General features: G+C 31.8%; 15 protein-coding genes and 1 tRNA gene. 12 read left to right on the forward strand and 4 right to left on the reverse strand.

Features of this window, described 5'->3' with window-relative positions; all coding sequences use genetic code 11:
- Positions 1-731 precede the first annotated feature (731 nt).
- The 11 genes from RGRSB_RS04250 (at position 732) to RGRSB_RS04300 (ending at position 12364) form a co-directional block, all read left to right on the forward strand.
- The gene (locus RGRSB_RS04250) at positions 732-1523 is read left to right on the forward strand and encodes an HAD family hydrolase (RefSeq protein WP_119259982.1); all 792 of its coding nucleotides are present in this window, start codon (positions 732-734) and stop codon (positions 1521-1523) included.
- A gap of 48 nt (positions 1524-1571) precedes the next feature.
- Positions 1572-2258 (forward strand): RibD family protein, encoded by a 687-nt coding sequence (locus RGRSB_RS04255; RefSeq protein WP_119259983.1) that lies wholly within the window; start codon positions 1572-1574, stop codon positions 2256-2258.
- Between the two features lie 60 nt (positions 2259-2318).
- Positions 2319-3491 (forward strand): GNAT family N-acetyltransferase, encoded by a 1173-nt coding sequence (locus tag RGRSB_RS04260; protein WP_119259984.1) that lies wholly within the window; start codon positions 2319-2321, stop codon positions 3489-3491.
- Between the two features lie 380 nt (positions 3492-3871).
- Entirely contained in the window at positions 3872-4153 is a 282-nt protein-coding gene (locus RGRSB_RS04265) for a hypothetical protein (RefSeq protein WP_119259985.1), read from the forward strand.
- Between the two features lie 219 nt (positions 4154-4372).
- Entirely contained in the window at positions 4373-6469 is a 2097-nt protein-coding gene (locus tag RGRSB_RS04270) for a hydantoinase/oxoprolinase family protein (protein WP_119259986.1), read from the forward strand.
- 239 nt (positions 6470-6708) lie between these two features.
- Entirely contained in the window at positions 6709-8256 is a 1548-nt protein-coding gene (locus RGRSB_RS04275) for a hydantoinase B/oxoprolinase family protein (RefSeq protein WP_119259987.1), read from the forward strand.
- A gap of 92 nt (positions 8257-8348) precedes the next feature.
- Positions 8349-8690, forward strand: a complete 342-nt coding sequence (locus RGRSB_RS04280; RefSeq protein ID WP_119259988.1) for a histidine triad nucleotide-binding protein — start codon at positions 8349-8351, stop codon at positions 8688-8690.
- A 1832-nt stretch (positions 8691-10522) separates the two neighbouring features.
- Positions 10523-10879: a HesB/IscA family protein gene (locus tag RGRSB_RS04285; protein WP_119259989.1), complete on the forward strand. Its 357-nt coding sequence runs from the start codon at positions 10523-10525 to the stop codon at positions 10877-10879.
- Positions 10880-11001: 122 nt separating this feature from the next.
- Complete coding sequence (locus RGRSB_RS04290) at positions 11002-11427, forward strand: tetratricopeptide repeat protein (RefSeq protein ID WP_119259990.1); 426 nt, start codon at positions 11002-11004, stop codon at positions 11425-11427.
- Between the two features lies 1 nt (position 11428).
- Entirely contained in the window at positions 11429-12304 is an 876-nt protein-coding gene (locus tag RGRSB_RS04295; protein ID WP_119259991.1) for a M48 family metallopeptidase, read from the forward strand.
- Positions 12283-12364 (forward strand) — tRNA-Leu (locus RGRSB_RS04300). The genes RGRSB_RS04295 and RGRSB_RS04300 overlap by 22 nt, the downstream gene beginning before the upstream one ends.
- Before the next feature lie 142 nt (positions 12365-12506).
- On the opposite strand, the gene RGRSB_RS04305 is transcribed toward RGRSB_RS04300, so the two are convergent.
- The 4 genes from RGRSB_RS04305 to RGRSB_RS04320 all read right to left on the reverse strand — a co-directional run bounded on the left by RGRSB_RS04305 (position 12507) and on the right by RGRSB_RS04320 (position 19637).
- Positions 12507-13715 (reverse strand): class I SAM-dependent methyltransferase, encoded by a 1209-nt coding sequence (locus tag RGRSB_RS04305; protein ID WP_119259992.1) that lies wholly within the window; start codon positions 13713-13715, stop codon positions 12507-12509.
- Positions 13716-15090: 1375 nt separating this feature from the next.
- Positions 15091-16854, reverse strand: a complete 1764-nt coding sequence (locus RGRSB_RS04310; RefSeq protein ID WP_145961884.1) for a hypothetical protein — start codon at positions 16852-16854, stop codon at positions 15091-15093.
- 196 nt (positions 16855-17050) lie between these two features.
- Complete coding sequence (locus tag RGRSB_RS04315; protein WP_119259994.1) at positions 17051-18433, reverse strand: NAD(P)/FAD-dependent oxidoreductase; 1383 nt, start codon at positions 18431-18433, stop codon at positions 17051-17053.
- Positions 18434-18692: 259 nt separating this feature from the next.
- Complete coding sequence (locus RGRSB_RS04320; RefSeq protein ID WP_119259995.1) at positions 18693-19637, reverse strand: glycosyltransferase family 2 protein; 945 nt, start codon at positions 19635-19637, stop codon at positions 18693-18695.
- A 325-nt stretch (positions 19638-19962) separates the two neighbouring features.
- Between RGRSB_RS04320 and RGRSB_RS04325 the strand changes: the two genes are divergently transcribed.
- A complete protein-coding gene (locus tag RGRSB_RS04325; protein WP_119259996.1) occupies positions 19963-21759 on the forward strand; it encodes a hypothetical protein in 1797 nt (598 codons plus the stop codon).

Here is a 21759-nt window from a genome sequence, read left to right on the forward strand (position 1 = left end):
AAAGGTAAAGAGAAAGAGTTAGTTGTATTAGTCATTTTAGAAAAATAGTCTAAAAAACTAGATATGAACGATGGTACCCCTCACCTAACTCTCTAGATTTGAACAAAGTTAAGAATTTGTAGTCTTTTGTGGAAACTTGACTCAAAAAAATGTTATCTAAACTTTAAATAGTTAGAAAATCTATTTAAAATGGACTAATTATTAGATTGAAGGCAAATGTACAAACAGTAAATTTATTTGAAATATGTGTTTTAAACAGTTAAATTTTAAAAAAATAGATTGATATTAAATATTTTTTGTTAATAATTAAGATTATTAATTTTTTATTAAAATTTTATGGTTGGGAATAGTAAGTTTTATTAGATTTTAAATTTAATTAATAAAATTGAGTTGAGTATTTGGTGTCGTACTTATCAATTAAGTTGATATATTGAGTGCAGCGTGCTTTTCTAATAGTAGAATACTTGCTACAATATTTTTCATATAAAAATTTATTAGAACTAACATTATTAAGATCTTGTCCTACTTCAGCGGCTATATCCAGCAGTTATAGAAATTGCTCAATGTCTTTTTAGTTAAATTGAGAATAGTAAAAACATTCTCAATTTAGCTAATTCTCAAAATTTAAGTTACCTTCTAAGAAGATTAGGCTATAAAATTTTTCTATATTTCTCTGGCTAAAGTGTGTAATGATGAGGGGAGGGTTTTCCTTTAAAAGTTAAGAAATACTAATGGTTATCTCTACTGAGCCCCGAATCCTAGCTCTAGATTTCGATGGCGTTATTTGTAATGGTTTGTTGGAATATTTTCAAACGACTAAATCTACATATACTCAAGTTTGGACTGAGCATTCTTCAGATTTTCTTGATAATTTTGGTGATAGTTTTTATCGATTGCGCTCTGTGATTGAAACGGGATGGGAAATGCCTATTTTATTAAGAGCTTTGGTTCTGGGTTTTGATCAGAGTCAGATACAAGATGATTGGGCTAACCTTTGTCAAAAAATTCTCGAATCGGATAACTTAAACAAACAAACTCTTATAACTCAACTCGACGAGGTCAGAGATAATTGGATTCATTCTGATTTAGAAGGCTGGTTAAAAATGCATCGATTTTATCCTGGAGTGATCGAGAAAATTGGTAAAGTTATTAGATCTTCTACTCTCTTATATATTGTTACTACCAAAGAAGGACGGTTTGTTCAACAATTATTAGAAAAACAGGGAGTAGAATTGCCAAGAAAAAATATTTTAGGCAAAGAAGTAAAACAACCTAAAGATAAAATATTGAGACAATTAATTCAAGAAAATCCTCAATTTTATGATCAATTGTGGTTTGTTGAAGACTTATTAAAAACCTTGTATAAAGTTCGACAACAATCAGATTTAAAAGAGGTCAAGCTATTTTTAGCTAACTGGGGATTTAATACGTCTAAAAATCATGATTTAGCTGAAAGTAATCCAGATATTAATTTACTTTCCTTAGAACAGTTCAACGATGATTATTTATCTTGGCTTGGTTAGTTGTAATCATTTAACTCTATAATTGTGTTTTATGTTTTTTTGCGAAAAATGTCACAAAAACGACCCCAGACAACGGTTATTTTAGCCATGACAGCCGATGGTAAAATTGCGGATTTTCAACGCAATCCTTCACGATTTGGTTCTCAGGCGGATAAAGCCCATTTAGAAGAGCAACTTTCTTTAATGGATGGAGTTCTCTTCGGTGCAGAAACTTTAAGAGCTTATGGAACAACTTTATCAATTACAAACTCTCTCTTGTTAGAGAATCGAAGACAAAAATATAAACCGCTACAACCTGTACAGCTGGTGGTCTCTGGCTCGGGAAAAATAGATCCTAATATACGCTTTTTTTCTCAATCAATTCCTCGTTGGTTAATAACAACAATAGAAGGGGCTAATACCTGGAGTAAAAAATGTCATCAGGGGTTTGAAAAGTTAGTTATTTCTAATGTAGACCAAGGGAGAAAGATAGATTTGCAGGATATATTTGAACGGTTATATCAATTAGAACTAAGTAAATTAGCTATTTTAGGAGGAGGAAACCTAATTGCTTCTCTTTTAGAAGCTAATTTGATTGATAACTTATGGCTAACTATTTGTCCTCTTCTGTTTGGTGGGGTGACATCTCCTACCCCAGTTGAAGGAGTGGGTTTTCTGTCTCATCAAGCTAAACCCTTACAATTATTGACAGTTAAGCAAATTGAACAAGAAATTTTTCTTCATTATCGGCTGTAGCCTTAGAAAATATTTATTACTCTATAAGAGATAACTCTTCTCCTATTAACGCGATCGCTCATGGTTGAAAAAATTAAACCCCAATACTCCATCGCTTGGAGCGAAAAAATTGCCGAAATTCCTAAGCCTGTCTGGGATGAACTTGCTCAAACCTTAAAAACACCGTTTTTAGAATGGGAGTGGCTCAATAATATCGAAATATCTCGAAGTGCTATTCCAGGCGCTGGATGGCAACCAAGTCATCTCACAATATGGCGAGATAAGCAACTTATTGGGGCAGCACCTCTCTATATTAAAAGTCATAGTTACGGAGAATTTGTCTTTGATCATCAATGGGCAGATTTATCTCATCGCTTAGGTGTTCCTTATTATCCTAAATTGTTAGGAATGACTCCTTTTACTCCGGCAGTAGGATATCGTTTTTTAATTGCGCCAAAGGAAGATGAAGCAGAAATTACCCAATTAATGATAACTGCGATCGACCATTTTTGCGATCACAATCGACTGTCAGGGTGTCATTTTTTATTTGTTGATCCTGAATGGCGGCAATTGATGGAAAATAATGGGTTTAGTTCTTGGCTCCACCATAGTTATATTTGGTCTAATAAAGGATTTAAGAGTTTTGATGATTATCTAGCCGTTTTTAATGCTAATCAACGCCGTAATATTAAGAGAGAGCGGAAGGCAGTTATTAAAGCAGGTTTACAGATGAAAACCTTTATAGGAGAAGACATTCCTCATAATCTATTTCCTTTTATTTATAAATTTTATAGTAGTACTTGTGAAAAATTTTATTGGGGAAGTCAGTATCTGACCAGCAAGTTTTTTGAACAGCTTTATCCCCACTATCGTCATCGAATAGTTTTGGTGGCTGCTTACACTGAAGATAATAACAAATATCCTGTGGGAATGTCTTTTTGTCTACGAAAAGGAGAGAATTTATATGGGCGTTATTGGGGTTGTTTAGAAGAATATAACTGCCTTCATTTTGAAGCTTGTTACTATCAACCTATTCAATGGGCAATTCAAGAGGAAATCTCCACGTTCGATCCCGGGGCAGGAGGACTACATAAGCAACGTAGGGGCTTTGCGGCAACTCCCAATCACAGTTTACACCGCTTTTACGATCAAAAAATGAGTCAAATCCTTAGACTCTATATTAGAGAAGTCAATGATATGGAACAGGAAGAAATTAACACGATTAACCAAAACTTACCCTTTAGTAAACACTAAATTTAGTTTAAGGTTTAAAGCATGAATGGCTCTACTCAGATTGGGAGTATTACCAGAGAAGTAAAGTGTTAATAATATATTCTTGGTCGAGATAACTCTCTTAATTAGCCAACTTACAGTCTAAAACCATTTCACAGTAAAATTTAACCGTTTTTTATACTCAAATCTTTGGCTTAATGTCTTTCCCATTAATGATAGTTTATGAGTTAGAAAAGTTTTCTGGTCAAAAAGGTCAGTGATTTTTGATACATAATCTTTAAACCTGATCCTAGAAAAAAAACTCGCTATGATGAGAAATAGTAAGATTTATCAAAATCTTAGGTACTTAAATAACCATTTACTTCAGCTCAAAATTACGTAGATTTGCAGCATATACTATTATGATTGAATCATCTGTTACTACCCTTGACGAAATACAGTTGACCCGTGAAGAGAGAGTTATCGAAATTCAAAATCTCATAGAAACTCTCCGCATTGCTGATGAAATCTCTAATAGAGGGTACTTAATTACTAGCTCAGAATTAGCTGATTTAATGGATGTTAATGCTAGTGCTGTGACCAGTCGGGGCGATCATTGGTCTTGGCGTAATTGGGTTGTGTCACGAGTAAGAAGAGAGGGGAATCAAATTCTCTGGCAACTTGAACGAATTGACTTGGAGTAAGGACAGGTCTTACTCAACATTGAGGACTTAGAAGTAACCAAGTCATTATTAATTCCCTAACTATATTTGATTTGACTCCTATGTGATGATTGAAAAAATTAAATTTGCGTCTTAATTATTGAGCGACGGTTTAAACAACCGTTGCTTTCAATCATTTTATTAATAACCTTCTATTTATTAGAAAATAAATTAGTTGTCTTTATTAAAACGAATTAATTAATGTTTAAAATATTTGTTGACCGAGGTGGAACTTTTACCGATATAGTTGTGGTAACTGACAATCAAAAAATTATAGATAGCATCTCAACAGAAAATAAACGATTTTATATTTTTAAAATTTCCAACAAAAAGTGGATTATTTTATATAAAATTTTATCTGAAAATCCTATTAAGTATCAAGATGCAGTTATCCAAGGTATTCGAGATGTGATAGGAGTTAACACTCATGGGTTGCTGGATACAAAACAACTAGAAGTAATCAAAATGGGAACTACTGTGGCGACCAATGCTTTACTTGAAAGAAAAGGTGCTCACACAGTTTTACTGATTACCAAGGGATTTAAAGATGCTCTAAAAATTGGCTATCAGAATCGCCCCAATCTTTTTGCACTTAATATAATATTACCTTCAATTTTATATAAACATGTTATTGAAATTGATGAAAGATATGATGTTAATGGTCATGAATTAAAAAAGATTAACCATGAACAAGTATATCAAGATTTAAAACAAGTTTATGACCAAGGAATTAAAAGCTGTGCTATTGTTTTTATGCACAGTTTTCGGTTTCCTCATCATGAAAACCAAGTGAGTAAAATTGCTCAAGAAATTGGCTTTACTCAAGTTTCACTTTCCCATCAAGTTAGTCCTTTAATGAAACTGGTAGCGAGAGGAGATACTACGGTTGTTGATGCTTATTTATCACCTATTTTACGTCGATATGTAGACCAAGTTTTGAGTCAGTTACCTGATGTTAGGTTAATGTTTATGAAATCAGATGGAGGATTAGTCGATGCTGATCAATTTCATGGAAAAGATAGTATTTTATCAGGTCCTGCGGGAGGAATTGTTGGAGCAGTTAAAACTAGTTTAAGGGCAGGCTTCAAAGAGATAATTACTTTTGATATGGGGGGAACTTCTACTGATGTTGCTCACTTCAATGGGGAATACGAAAGACAAATTGATAATAAAATTGCCGGGACTAGAATTCGGGTTCCTATGTTAAATATTCACACAGTGGCTGCTGGTGGCAGCTCTATACTATTCTTTGATGAATTTAGCTTTCGTGTAGGACCGGAATCTGCTGGGGCAGATCCTGGTCCTGCTTGCTATCGTCGCGGTGGACCATTAACAGTAACAGATGCTAATGTTATGGTAGGTAAGATTCGCCCTAGTTATTTTCCTACTATTTTTGGAAGTCAAGAAAATTTGCCTTTAGATAAGGAAATTGTGAGTCAAAAGTTTACTCAATTGGCACAAAAATTTTGTCGCTTCACAGGTCATTTAACTAAACCTGAAAAAGTCGCTTATGGCTTTATCTTAATTGCTGTTCAAAATATGGCAAATGCAATTAAAAAAGTCTCTCTACAAAAAGGCTTTGATATTACAAAATATACTCTGACTAGTTTTGGCGGTGCAGGAGGACAGGTTTGCTGTTTAATTGCCGATACTTTAGGTATCAAAACAATTTTTCTTCATCCTTATGCAGGAGTTCTAAGTGCTTATGGAATGGGCTTAGCAGATCTTTGTGTGATTGAAGAAAAATCTGTTGAACAGTTATTAACTCAAGAATTAGTTTCCCAATTAAATACATTGAGTAATGAGTTAGAAATTAAAGGTAACAATAAACTTAATTCTAAAACTTTCCAAACAAAGAATGAAGTCAAGAAAAAAGTAAACTTGAAATATCAAGGTACAGACTCAACCTTATTAATTAATCTTTTAGATAAGTCAGAAACAATAGTTAAATTATTTGAGGAAGAGCATCAGTCGCGCTACGGTTTTATTCAATCGAATAAACCTTTAATTGTGGAATCTATTTCTGTCGAAGTGATTCAAAAAATGGAAACTCCAGAAGAGCCTTTAATAAATCGTATTCGTTCCCTTAATGAGTCTCCTAACTACCTAGAGATTGTTCAAATCTTTACCCACGATAGTTGGCATGATTCTCCGATTTATCGACGAGAAGACTTACAATCTCAAGATAATATTAAAGGACCTGCAATTATCGTTGAAAAAATTAGTACAATTATTGTTGAACCTAACTGGAAAGCGACATTAACTGAGTATAATCATCTTATTCTGAAACGATATTAATTTCCTAGATTTGGCTGAAAACGAGACTTAAGCATTTAAATATAAAGTCATATAATCTAATTTTTTAGTACATAAATACTAGTTTAAGACTTTTAGATATATTTCTGTTCTTATAGAAATATATCTAAAAACTATTTTTCATGGTTCATACTATCTATAGCTAACAGTCAGTATACAATAAAAACTCATTAAAGTTCAGTAAAAACAATTTACACTTAAATTCAAGAATAAACCAAATAATGTATCATAAATCTCAACCAAATCCTATTTATCTCGAAATTTTTAAAAATCTCTATCAGTTTATTGCTGAACAAATGGGAATAATCCTACGAAATACGGCATCTTCAGTAAATATAAAAGAACGTCTTGATTTTTCTTGTGCAATCTTTAATAAACAAGGGTTATTGGTAGCTAATGCGCCCCATATTCCTGTGCATTTAGGAAGTATGAGTGAAAGCGTCAAAAGTTTAATTAAAGATAAAGAAAATCAGTTTAAATTTGGCGATGTTTATATTTCTAATAACCCCTACAATGGAGGAACTCATTTACCTGACATAACCGTTATAACACCTGTTTTTGTAAATTCCAATACTCCTAAACCTATCTTTTATGTAGCGTCCCGTGGTCATCAAGCAGATATTGGGGGAATTACTCCAGGCTCAATGCCTCCCCATTCTAAATCTATCTTAGAAGAAGGGGTTTTATTTGATAATTGTCTTTTGGTAGACTCAGGAATTTTTAAAGAAGAAGATATTAGAAATATTTTACGTGATAATCTCTATCCTGCGCGAAATCCAGAACAAAATATTGTGGATTTTAAAGCCCAAATTGCAGCCAATAAAACAGGTGTAAAGGAACTACACCGCATGATTGAACAATATGGAATAGATACCGTACAGAATTATATGGAATTCGTTCAAGATAATGCCGAAGAATGTGTTAGAAAAGCTATCACGATTCTGAAAAATGGAGATTTTACTTATACCTTAGATCAAGGATCAAAAATAAAATTAAAAGTTACAATAGATAAAATTAATCGTTGCGCAACTCTTGATTTTACTGGAACTTCTCCCCAGACAAATGATAATTTTAATGCCCCAAAAGCAGTTACCCAAGCAGCTATTTTATATGTTTTTAGGACTTTAGTAAAAGATGATATTCCGCTCAACAGTGGATGTCTAAAACCACTTAATATAATCATTCCTGAAGGTTGTCTATTAAACCCCAATTATCCTGCTGGAGTTGTTGCTGGAAATGTGGAGACTTCTCAATCAATTGTTGATGCTTTATATGGTGCATTGAAAGTTCTAGCAGCTTCCCAAGGGACAATGAATAACTTCACCTTTGGTAATGATAAATATCAGTATTATGAAACAATATGTGGAGGATCTGGAGCGGGTTATAATTTTGATGGAACGGATGCTGTTCATACCCATATGACTAACTCTTGTTTAACTGATCCAGAAGTTTTAGAATGGCGATTTCCTGTCATATTAGAAGATTTTAGTATTCGCTCTAATAGTGGTGGTCAAGGATTATATAAAGGTGGTAATGGAGTAATTCGTCGTCTAAGGTTTTTAGAATCAATGACGGCTACTATTTTATCGAATCATCGTATTATTCCTCCCTTTGGTTTACTAGGAGGAGAACCAGGAATAGTGGGTAAAAACTATGTGATTAGAAAAGATGGGAAATTTGAAGAATTAGCTGGCACAGCTGTGACTGAAATGAACCCAGAAGACATTTTTGTTATTGAAACACCTGGAGGAGGTGGATATGGAAATTAAGAATTGATAACGTAGAACAACAAATTTTAGAGATTAAAATATTTTAAATAGATAGAATTGTGAGACACTGAGTTAATTTAGCTGGCTTTGTTATGAGCAAAACAATTTTTTCCAAAATCATTTGTAAAGAAATTCCTGCGGATATTGTCTATGAAGACGATATATCCTTAGCTTTCAAAGATATAAGTCCCCAAGCACCTGTTCATATTTTAGTTATTCCCAAAAAACCAATTGCTAACTTAGATGAAGGAACTGAAGAGGACAAAACTTTATTAGGACATTTATTATTAATAGTTCAAAAAATAGCTAGAAAAGTTGGATTAAATAATGGTTATCGAGTTGTCATTAATAATGGTAATGATGGTGGGCAAACAGTAAATCATCTACACTTACATATTCTAGGGAAACGTCAGATGACTTGGCCACCAGGTTAATTCTAAATTAAAGTAATTTAACAAGTAGGGTGGCATTGCCCACCCTACTTGTTAAATTGGAATGCATTCCAATTTATCGTTTTAGAACCGCTAGTCTGTAATTATTGTCAAATTGTTTTGAATTCAATTTAAATTAAAGCAGTTATGAAAATGGTTAACAGCAAGGAGATACCATTGCGTATCCGCGAATTAAAAGGAAAGATTTTTAGCACATATATAAGAAATACGCAAATTTCTGAATAAAGTAGTTTTAACCTTAGATTATTAAGGATATAATCGGTAATTTTTCAACTATTCTTCACAGATACTTAAAAATTACTTCAAAAGCAACACCATAAGCTAATCCAATAAACAAATCAACAAAACTCTAAAAATAGGACAGTTCAGGTAGGTAATATAAAAATAACAGTCAGTAATCATTTTTCTCAACAATTAATAATTATCAATTTAACTTTTTTTAAAATTCTTAATATGTAGTTGATTATCTTTGATAAAAACTAACAATAATTAACTGTGTATTTAGACTATGTCAAGCTCCTTTAAATATTAATTAAATTTTATGTGTTACCTAACATACAAAATATAAAAGTAAGTTATTATCATTAATAACAAGTCTTTTAAGAGAGTATTTTATTGTGTATTTTTTGATAAAAATTAAACTAAATTAAATATAATATCGACTTAATTTATACTAATAATTTTTAGGCTTTTAACGACATGGAAATAATTTAATTTTTCAAAAAAACATCTAATAGAAACTTGTATTCAAGGTAGTTTAACTACTAGAAAAGTATATTAAAATAATTAAGTGATTATTTTAATATACTTTGGACAGAAAAAGATATAAACTTTAATACTAAAAATAGTTACACAGAATCTAATTTTCCTATTAAGAATTTTACAGAGAAGTAAAATTCTTAATAGGAAAAGAATAAATACTATAATTTTAAAAATTATTAAATACATCTAATTTTACTCTATAAAATACATAGCTATAATAAATAGAAATTAATGTGTAAAAGAAAAAAATAAAAAATTTAAGTCAATAATTATGGATAAAGGGGTCAGATGATAAAATATTTGAGTATAAACAAAAAGAATTACTGTACTTTAAAAGCAAAAAAATATCACATAGTATCATTAATTATAAATAGATAACAAAAGTAAAAATTGTAATAATAAACAATCTAGTAAATATTAGAATAGTCATGAGTTCTTATAAAAAAATCTTTACTAAAAATAAATATTAGTTTAAATCTTAAAAGATTACATAAAAGTAATAACATATGTATTTCGTACAAGAAAATAAGTAAATATTCAACTAGATACCCCAAAAAAACTCATCAAACGAGAAGCTAAAAAACTTACTTGCTTTTATTCTTGAACAAAAGCAAGTAAGTTTTTTAGCTTCAAAAAAAATAGAACAAAGAGCTTAAGCTCTTTTATATCTAAATTTTTTAGAATTATTAAATATGTGATAAGCAAACTGGTTTCTGAAAAAAAAAGTACTATCAAACATTGATTATATCTTGTTTCTAGGGAACCAGATATGAGAGAGATTACTAAACCTCTTTTTCCAGCTAAGTCAAGGAGAAAACTTAGAACCTATCCGATGAATGACGGTAAAGACGAAATAAATGGCAGTAAATTTTCAGTATTAAACTTTTTCAGACGGTCCTTACAGTTAGTTTGATCAACCGTAACTTATAAGTAGCAATTAGTTGATTAATTCAAAAGTAATTGAAACTAGCATTAAACTTAGGACAATAACTCGTTATGATAGAGACTGGAAAGCTTGTAAAACTTATAGCTTTTAGGAGTCACCATCACCGATGACACAAGCCACTAAAACCCAATCCAAAGGAATTCAACTTACAGAAACTGCTCTAAAGCATGTTCTGATGTTGCGTGAACAACAAGGTATAGACCTTTGTTTGCGCGTCGGTGTCCGTCAAGGAGGATGTTCAGGAATGTCCTATATGATGGACTTCGAAGACGAAAGCAAAATTACTGAACATGATGAGGTGTTTGATTACGAAGGATTTAAAATTGTCTGTGATTGCAAAAGTATCCTATACCTATATGGACTCGTTCTCGACTACAGTAATGCCATGATTGGTGGCGGGTTTCAATTTACTAACCCCAATGCCAGTCAAACCTGTGGTTGCGGCACCTCTTTTGCAGTTTAAAAACATCGCCTTTTAGATGTTGTTTCTTTAACCAGGAAGAGATCGAGATAGACCACTAGTGTCTGTCTCGGCCATTCCTCACTATCTATAGTATCTATAAATTTATCCTGCTATAAATTTTAATGATGGACTCTCTTGAAACTGCTTTTGAACAAGGATTAGAACGTTATAAGCAAGGGGAATCTCCCGAAACGCTAATCCCTTTTTTTAAACACATTTGTGATCGCGCGCCGAAAAATAGTACCGCCTGGACCTGTTTAGCCTGGCTTTATCTTCTCGTTGATAGACCTCAAAACGCTCTCAAAGCGGCTAGCAAAAGTATTAAAATAGACAACAAGCCTCCCCAAGCAAGGATCAACTTAGCCCTCGCTATGCTAGACATTGGAGCTAAAGGAGTTCGTGGTCACATTGAGGCGGCTGAGCGAATGATGTCTCTTGATGACGGTGTTCGTCAAGATATTAGAGAAAATATTGAAGATGGCTTAGCCCGTAAACCCGACTGGAAAAATCTCCGGAGGGTCAAAAATTGGTTGTTTCCTATAGAATAATATGGATTTATCGAAAAATCTTTTAATTGGTCTAAAAGCTGACGATTTCCGTCACCCACTCGATTTACAAGCTACCACTGCTCTCAAACAACTTCCTGGACTCGACATGGTAGTACGCAATTTACTGGGGTCAGTGGCTGAACAGTTTTTTTACCTGAATAACATCTCTTCAAGTGTTCGTGTGAGTGATAGGCAACTTCCTAATCTCCACACTCTGTTGATAGAAGCTTCTCGTATCCTTGATTTAGAACCGCCTCAACTCTACATCCAACAAAATTCTATTCCCAACGCTTATACTTTTGCCGTGCAAGGAAAACAGCCTTTTATGGTAATCCACACTTCTTTGATTGAAATTTTGACCCTTGAAGAAATTCAAGGGGTAATGGCCCATGAATTAGGACATCTCAAGTGTGAGCATGGGGTTTATTTGACCTTGGTTAACATTATGGTATTAGCGGCAAGATTATTACCTAATTGGGGAATAGCTATTGCTCAATTTTTACAAAGTCAAATCTTAGAATGGTTGCGCTGTGCAGAATTTAGTTGTGATCGCGCCGCTTTGTTAGTAACTCAAAACCCTAAGGTGGTGATGTCGGTGTTAATGAAATTGGCTGGTGGTTCTCCAACTATTGCCCCTCAATTAAATCTAGATGCGTTTATTGAACAGGCAAGAAACTATGAAGGAATTAACGACACCTTTTTAGGAGAAATGATCAAAACAGCGCAAACTAAACAACTAACTCATCCCGTCCCTGTATTACGGGCCAAAGAGCTTGATCGTTGGGCGAGTTCCCATGAATATCAGCAGTTGTTAGAAACTAGAAAAACACAGTATAATCGGAAGTATGGTGCCAAGGGCGGATGGCGAAATTGGTAGACGCACCACACTCAAAATGTGGCGACTTCGGTCATGGGGGTTCGAGTCCCCCTCTGCCCACTCAAAAGATCAAGGAATTATAAAATTAAAATTTAAAGGACTTGGCTGTGCAGTTAGGTTAGGGAAAAGGTTAATCCCGATAGGGAGGTAAGGGGCAATAAGTTTTCACCCGTACCATAACCTACCGAGTTGTTCCTTGTAATTAAACTTCAGAGGGATCGACGGGAAAATAAAACTCCGTTCCTTTATCAATAAGGTGTTGATTATTGGCTAAAATCTCTTTTTTGAAGTTCCAAGCCAATACGTAGTAAATATCAGGAAGTTCTGTTAGTTCCTTTTCTATAAGGAGTGGTATATGCATTCCCGGCGAGTAGAGTCCTCGTCTTAGCTCGTTCTTTTCAACTAAATAATCAAGATATTGGGTTCCAATTCCAAAGTAATTTAACATAGTATTTCCCTTGACCGGTGCGCCAAATCCCCAGATTCTTTTACCGTTTTTTTTAGCTTTTTCAAGATAAGCTAAGTTATCCACTTTCATTTGTTCAATACGCTTAGCAAAATCTAAATAGGTAGACAATTCATTGCTTTTTTCATTCACTTCTGCTCTTCTCATTGTAAGAAGGCGATCAGTGGTTTTTCTAGTTCCTTCATGGGTGACAAATCCGATAATTGAACCGCCGTGAATAGGGGATAAATAAGCATCAAACATCGAGAGTCCATGACGGTTAAGTAATACTTCAATGGTATTGAGGTTATAGTAAAGTAAATGTTCGTGATAAATTTGATCAAAAGCTATATTATCAATAATACGTTTCATATAAAGAAACTGCACTATGAACACCCCATTTTCATGTAATGCTTCTCGAATTCCTTCGGTAACTGAATGGAGTTCCTCAAGATGGAAAAATACCCCAGCTGCGTTGATAGCGTGAAACTTACGATCAAGACGTTTAACCACTTCTAAATTAAAAAAATCGTTGAGGGTAGGAATTTCTGCATCATTAGCAATTTTAGCTGTAGTTTTTGATGATTCTACTCCTAGAACATCATAACCGAGAGTTTGAAAATGTTTTAATTGTGTCCCATCATTAGAACCAATATCTAAAACAGATTTGCCAGGAGTTTTTTGAAAAAAGCGATTATCAACTTCATCAGCAACTTTTTTAAAGTGTTCACTTAAGGACTTTGTTACGCCAGATAAATAAGTATGATTTCCAAACATGATTTCTTTTTTCACGGTGTAATCAAGTTGGACGGTTCCACAGTCATGACAATAGAGAACTCGTAAGGGGTAGAATGGTTCTGTTCCGATTTCTTCAAAATTTAAAAAATGATTACACCAAGGTTGATTTCCTAAGTCAATTGCTAATTCTAAATTACTAGAGTCACAGACACGACAGATAGTATTCAAGTTAGTTTTCTCTCCTAAGTTAATCTAGTAAATAATAATAGTTTATATTAAAGGTTGATAACTAGGCTAATCAACAACTAAATTATTACTTTTGTGGATTAATTTTATACATTTTTGCTAAGAATTCTCTATATAAAAAAATCATAAACAATCTACTCTTAACTAAACATTTCTATCTTCTTTCCAGTTTTGGATAATTAAAGAAAATACCGTCTCTAGTTAAAAATAAGAAAAACATATATCTACCTGACGCCAAGATTTTAACTCAATTGGCAGCCAATAAATAAATAGACTCCTAATATAGGTTGTCCGTTCCAATACCAATTCTTAAACTAATTAGAGTAATCGCAAAAAAGTACAATATCATGGGTTCCAATGAATATACCAGACTTTAGCATAGGCAAAATATCCATCATAAAAACGCTAATATCAGAGTTTATAAAGGAACAGTAACTAATATAGATAAAGAGAAAATATTCTGATTTTAATTAAAACAATAGAAAAATCACAAGTTTTAAGTCTTTACACTTCTCTGATTACAGACAGCATCAACTTCTGCATGGGGATTAAGTTTGATAAAAAAAATTTATGTCTCTAAATTAGATTATTAATGGCTCTAAGCATAAGAAGCATTTAATAGTGTTTTTAACTAGCACAGATTTTTTTGTAAAAAAAGTTTAAATATAAACAAATTTTCGAGATTTTTACAATAATTTTTAAGGTTCTTCTGAAAAATTTTATTTCACTTCAAACAGGGAAAATAAGTATAGCCCCAATGAAGTTCACTATCTCTAAATAGTAGATATTTTTTTTTAAAAATTTTTTTGTATATTAATTTTAGCATAGTATTTATTTTTTTAGAGAAGGTAAAAGCGTTATAGATTTTTGAATGTTTACGATATCAATTCGTTGTTGTATAACATATTCTTTCAACTAGTTAATTGAATATTGAAGTTGATTATTATCATGTTAAATATTAACGATAATTTCCTAAATGTAGGCATTATGTTTATTGATTATTTTTTCTGTTTCTAATAACTAGAGTATTTTTCTTAGAAAATTTATAAAGACTAAGTTCATATTAATTATTCTTTTCTTAAAAGTTATTTTGTTAGATAAACAATAAACAGTTAAATAAATAATTTTTAAAAGTTAATCTTGATTGGTATCATTATTTGATAATGTATTATTTACAGCATTGCAAGATAGTAAAATAACTTAAAGTCATAACTTAATCTAATTTAATTTAGAAAAAATTTTAACACCCAGTAAATTATTAGAATTATTGATAATTTACTGGTAAAACTTTTGAAAAGTTAGTGTTTATCATATTACATGATAAGTTTAATAAAACTAAAGTTTACCTCATTCTATTCTAATATCTTGGTGTTAATTTGTCTAGAGAGTCATAAAAATCCTCGAAAAATTTTTTTAATCCTTGAGGATCTTTACGACTTATATAAGGAACTTTAATTAAAGTAGTTTTTTCTGGATTAATATCTAGATAGTTTTCATATTGTTCCTGATTTACTCTTTGCATAGTTACTGTTTTGTCCGCCAATGATAAAACTATTTTATTATTTCGATCATAATGTTTGACTTGATATCCTTCGAGTTCAAGGTAAAAAGTAGTAAATGTCCAAATCCAAACTTCCGTCGTCAGACTATCAGATTTATCTAAATAAATTACAGTTACATTTTCATCTATTTTTTGAATAGCTTGTGCCATTTTGCGAGAAAATTTAATAGGTCTATGATAACTATTTATTTGTGCTTTTTTTACTTCATTATATCCTTTTAAATATCCTCCAGGTACTCTGATTCCATCATGAGTATATATATAATTTGGATCAGCTGTAATTTCTATAAAAGGAATTCTAGGAACCAACTGTATGGCAACTATTTGTAGAAATAAACTCAAAGTAATAAAACCAAAGACTAAAGATTGAAATTGATATTTATCTAGTTTAGATTTTATTTTTAATGTAGTTGAAGCGCAGAAAAAAGGTAAAAAAATAATCCCAGGTATTAAATATTTAGGACTAGTTAAACTTGGCAGAGAATAAAATAAAGGTAGAATACATAAAATTAGTAAAACTAGCTTCCAGTCTTTGTTTTTTATTTTTGTAAAAGTAAGATAAATTAAGCTTATTATTAAAATAATCCACACTACTAAATTAGTGACACTAAATAAGTTAGCTAACGATTGTCGAATTGTCCAAGTGTTAACTCCTTCATGATGACTGGTAGTAATGTAGATAATTTTTGTTAGGTTAAAGATATCAGTAACATAGAAAAATGCCAATAAACTAAAACTAGTTAAGATATAAGTTAAATAAACTTTCCATTTTTGTTCTAGTTTATGTTCCAACGAGTCATTAAACAACATTAAATACCATAACAATGGCAGAGAAAGTAAAAAATCGATTCGAAAAAACACTGCTAAAGTTGAGGTTATACCAATTACAAAATAGCGAAAATAATCCCATGTTTTTCTTGCTTTAATAGGACTTTTTGTCCAAAATAAAAGTAAGATAGTTATGGACATAGGAAACATAGCAAAAACAGTTGAATTATAGTACAAGCTACAGAATATAATTTCTGGAAAAATAATTAAAAAGCAAAAACATAAAATTAAATTTAGACGTCTTTCAGAGAAGACATAGACAGCTGTCAATAGGATAGAAATATTAGCTGCACCAATTATTTGAGGAATAAAAAAAAGTAATCTTGGATGGTTCAGCCAAGAATTAAGCCAAAGATTTAGTTGATAGGTTAAAGGCTGCCAGTAATAGCGATACACTAAGTCTTTACCTTTATAAGAAAAGTTTATAATTCCATCAAGTTGCTCAATATCATCCCCTTCCCAACCGATACGATCACCAAAAAATAAAAGAAATGATAAAATTATAATATAAAAAATAATAATTACTAAGAAAGGATAAGTTTTTGATAACCATTTATTACTTTTTAAAAAATCAATACTCAGAAATGATAGAGGAAATATTTTTTTCGAAAGTTGGAAACTTCGGATAAAAAATAAGCTCAGATAATACCAACTTCCAGCAATTAGAAAAAATCGTATTGTTCTTAGAATAGAAGGATGAATATAATTAATCTGTCCAATTATTCCTAACATTAAGCTTAGAGAAAGAGAACTAAGACTAACAAGAAAAAGCTTATTTTTTTTTAGGTTTAAAAAAATGTGGATATCTCTAAAAAGAGAATGACCTTGATACACTAGAATAGTGAAAATCAATAATATCATTCCAAGAATTAAACTTACTATAGGAATTGACATAATCTGTAAAAGAACTAATAAGAGTCATCAATACTTAATTATTTGGCTTAACAGACTGTATTTGTTCTCCGACAAAATATCCAATTTTTCGACCTTCACGAATTGCATAATTAGTTCCTCTATCTTCAGGATAAATTTGAGACATTGTACAAATATAGAAGTTCTTTAAGGGAGTTGTTGTCTCAGGAATCAATTGACTATAGTGATTCAAAACAATGGGTTGTGAGTATTGTGCTTTCCAAAAATGATAGTCAATAATCCAGTCACGATTAAATTCAGGAAACATTTTTATTAAATAAGGAATTGAGTAATTTAAAGCTTCTTCATCGTTAATTTTATAAAGGTCTTCTGTTTCTAGTAAATATTTAGATAAATAGATGATATGTCGTCCGCCATAGGTTTCTTGAGATTCAAAGTTAGTATGTTCAATTACTCCCACAAAAGGAAAATTAGGGTCATTAACATTAAGCCAATAGGTTTTAGATAAACTACGATTCAATTCTAAGACCAAACAGACATTGGCTAAATATTGAACTCGTCGAAGTCGGTCAACATATTCAGAACTAACATGAGGCGCAACCAAATCGGCAATAATCGGTAAAGCAGGAGTTGCAATCACTGCATCAGCATTAATGAGTCCCTGTGAGGTTTGAATAGCCACTACGTGTCCGTCTTCTACTATTAATCCTTTCACAGTTATATTAGTTTTTATTTCACCACCGCTGAGAGAAATTTCAGTTTCTAAACGTTCAGCTAAAGCGGCAAATCCTCCACGATAATAGGCCAACATTTCCCCACCATCTTTATTGCGACTTCCTCCTCGTAACTTAACTTTATTCCAAAACCAAACCGCAGAGATACTCTCCGCAAACACGCCAAATTTTCCTCTTAGTAAAGGTTCCCAAACTATCTGATAAACTTGTTTTCCACAAATTTTTAATAACCATTCCTGAGCATTAATTGATTCTAATTTTTTCCAATTTTTAATACGACGAACCCAGAGAACAAAAAATCCTAAACGAATCCGATTAAATAAGTGTAAAGGCTTAAATGTTAATAGATCTAATGGAGAACTTAGTTTAAAAAAATTGTTAGCGTAGTAAATTCCCGTGCGAGTAGGTCGATAAGTAACTTGATCTTCAACATTTAGTTCTTTGACTAATTCCATTATATATTTATCATTAGTAAACCAATGGTGGTAGAATTTCTCTAGTTTTTCTCCATTGACTTCAAAACTTCCTGCTAACCCGCCTACTTCTTCATCTTTTTCTAGAACAGTTACTCTATATCCTTGACGAGTTAATTGGTAAGCGGCTGTTAATCCAGTAAATCCTCCACCAATAATGGCAATATGAGAAGAAATTTTATTGTGATTGTTTGAGAAATGGTGATGGTCAACAGATGAGTTATCTAACATAAAAAAAATTATCAAAGGTCATGAATGAGTTATTTAGTTAGTTTTCATATAGTGTCTCTCAATTTTATGAGGTACACTTCAGTTGTACGTTTTTTTTCTGTTCTCTAAGATTAAAAATTAGTGTATCCTGCAAACGTGGGAACTGTTATATAGGACTTAACCGTGAAATACAAACATTGACATGGTCTGGAATGCTGTCAGAATGTTTATTCACCTTCTAAATGGTTAGTAAATTAAAGACGATTACTATTGGGAGTTTTTATGATTCGGTAATTTTTTTTTCAAAACCTAATCGTTCTCTAACTAAGTATAAAGGACGTTGTTTATTTTCTCGATAAATGCGACCAATATATTCACCAATCACTCCTAAGAAGACTAATTGAATTCCTCCAATAAATAACACAGAGATAAAGAGCAATGTCCACCCTGGAACCCAAATTGAGGTAAACAAACGAAGAACTAAAGCATAAACAATACCAATTAAAGAGAATCCAAAGGTAAAAATACCAGTCCAAATAGTCATTCTTAAGGGAACTAAGGAGAAAGAAAGAATACCATCAGTAGCAAAACGGATCATTTTCCACAAAGAATACTTACTCACACCTGCCAGTCGAGGGGATCTTTGGTAAGGAATAGCAACTTGTCGAAAACCAACCCAACTAACCATTCCCCTCAAAAAACGATCACGTTCGGGCATTATTTTCAAGGCTTCAACTACTTGGCGATCCATTAAACGAAAATCCCCAGTATCAAGGGGAATTTGAACATCGGATAGGCAATTTATCAGTCGATAGAAGACTTTTGCAGTCCAACGTTTAAAGATAGTTTCCCCTGTTCTTTCCGTTCGGACTCCATAGGCAACATGATACCCTTGACTCCACTGGTAGACCATTTCTTCAATTACTTCAGGAGGATCTTGTAAATCTGCATCAATTAAGACAATAGCATCTCCAGCTGCATGGTCTAAACCCGCAGTCACGGCCATTTGGTGTCCAAAATTGCGGGACAATAGAATAGCATGGACTCTTGGATCAGCTTGCTGCAATTTACGCAGCAAATGGGGAGTTTGATCATGACTACCATCATCAACATAAATTAATTCAAATTGAGGAGTGAGATGTTCAATAACACTTACTAAGCGATGATTAGTTTCGTTGATGACTTCTTCTTCATTGTAGCAGGGAATAATTACTGAAATAAACAAATCTAGTTCCTCCTTGAGGTGATAAGGCGTTTTGTTTTAAACAAAAAGCTTCAACTCCCAACAACCCTGATTTTCTAGTTTTAATGTTTTCATCAATATCAAGACAACCTTTTTAGTTAGCTAAACTTACTTAATTAAGTCCTTTTCTAAAATTTTCCCGGATAGGATCAGCAAACTGACTTGCCATTCTACTCTAAGTTGGCTTAATTGACGATCCATTCAGTCTTAATGTACAAAATAATTGAGGCAATGGGCAACACTAGTTCGTATTTTACGGTTGTTTTTGAGACCCTAGCTAAGTCATTACTTTCATCTTATTACTTTTATGAATTTTAAAGAAATAAACTTATATCCTTTACCCAACAGGTTAATTTTTATAGCGTTGATATTAGTATATTTTATATTAGGGATTTATCTAATTAATCAAACTTCTATTACATCTGACGAGCCTGCTTATATTGGAGCAGCTTATGCTTATACCCAAGGATTGGGTTTAAATCAAGAACATCCCCTTTTTTTTAAATTAGTTACCTCTCTAATTATAGATCTATTTTTTTCTGATTATCACATAGTAGTTCCTCCTATAAATATTGTTAGTGGCGAAGAAAACAGGGAAGTTCGTCTAGCTGCTTTTAATCTTGGTTATAGTTTTTTACTAGAACGTCCAGAAAATTTTAAAAAACTAATTTTTATTTTAAGATTTTGCCATCTGTTTATTAATAGCATATTCTTGGTTTGGATGTATTTTTTTACTTTTTGCTTTCCACAAATACCTACTAATATCTCTATTTGTTTAGGAATATTGTATGTATTTTCTCCCAGTTTTTATAGTCATAATTTTCTAATATCTTTTGATGTCCCTGTTAGTATTTATGCCTTATCATCTCTCTGGACAATGGTTATTATAATTCGTCAATTAGAAAAAATTAAAAAATCCGAATTAATCATTTGCTTTTTTAGCCTAAACCTTGTTTTTTTTCTTGCAATTAATGCTAAATTTAGTAACCTTATTTTAGTGCCAATAATCTTATCTGCTTACTCAATCATTTTAATCTATCTTTTAAAAAAAAGGCTCAAAGATTTAGCTATTAAGTTTGGTATTTTAGGGTTTATTAGTCTGTTAATACAGCCGATATTAATTGTTTGTATGTACCGCTATGCTTTTCGTAATTTACCTAATCAATCAATTATTGATAATATACAGCGTTATATACAGGGAATTCAAATGAATTTGAGTACAGTAGGGGGAATTCGTAAACCTTTTTTATACGAAGATTATACTCCTATAACTTCCTTAGAATATTTAAATAAAATATTTTGGTTTAAAGAAAATCCTGTTCTTTTTATTATCGTTATATTTATCATTGTTATCCTGATTATCCAAATGTCAATTGAGCGTGTAGATATTAAATATTTGACTAAAAAAATAATAGATTTAAGGAAAAATAAATGGCAGCTATATTCATTCTTTTTAGTGGTTTCTTATCCGTTAATATATTTATATATAATTTATAATAGTCGCTTTATTATTGGCTATCGATATTTTTATCCTTTGATTATTTTTATTTATTTTGGTATTGCCTATCTTACAGGTTTTCTTAAGAAAAAATGGCAAAAATTTTTCCTAATAGGTAGTTTTAGTCTGTATATTTATTTTGGATTATTAGGAATTCCTCAATCTTTGAGTTATGTTAATCCTCTGTGGACTCAAGAAAAATGGCGCTTAGCAGACGATTCAACTATTAATTGGGGACAAGAAACTAAGCATGCTGTTAAATATCTGCTAAACAATTATCTTTTGCCAGAGAAAAATATTGATACTATTGTCTATAAAACCTTTGGGGTTAACATCAACTTTGTCCAGTATTTATATTTATTAAGCCAAGAAGAAAAATATACAATTGACATTCAATCTTATTATAGTTATGATTATTTCAATCCAGAAACAATGGATATTGCTCAATTAGATGTAAAATATCTATTAATTGATAGTACGGTTAAACAACAAATTATTTCCCAAATTTTCCATAATCCTCTGGCGGCAAAAAACTGGAGATTTTTAGTTAATCACATCCCTATTTACTCACGAAACGACATAATTTTTATTTACCAACTCAGATAG

Origin of the sequence: cyanobacterium endosymbiont of Rhopalodia gibberula, assembly GCF_003574135.1 — a bacterium.
In the GTDB taxonomy this organism is placed as follows: Bacteria; Cyanobacteriota; Cyanobacteriia; order Cyanobacteriales; family Microcystaceae; genus Rippkaea.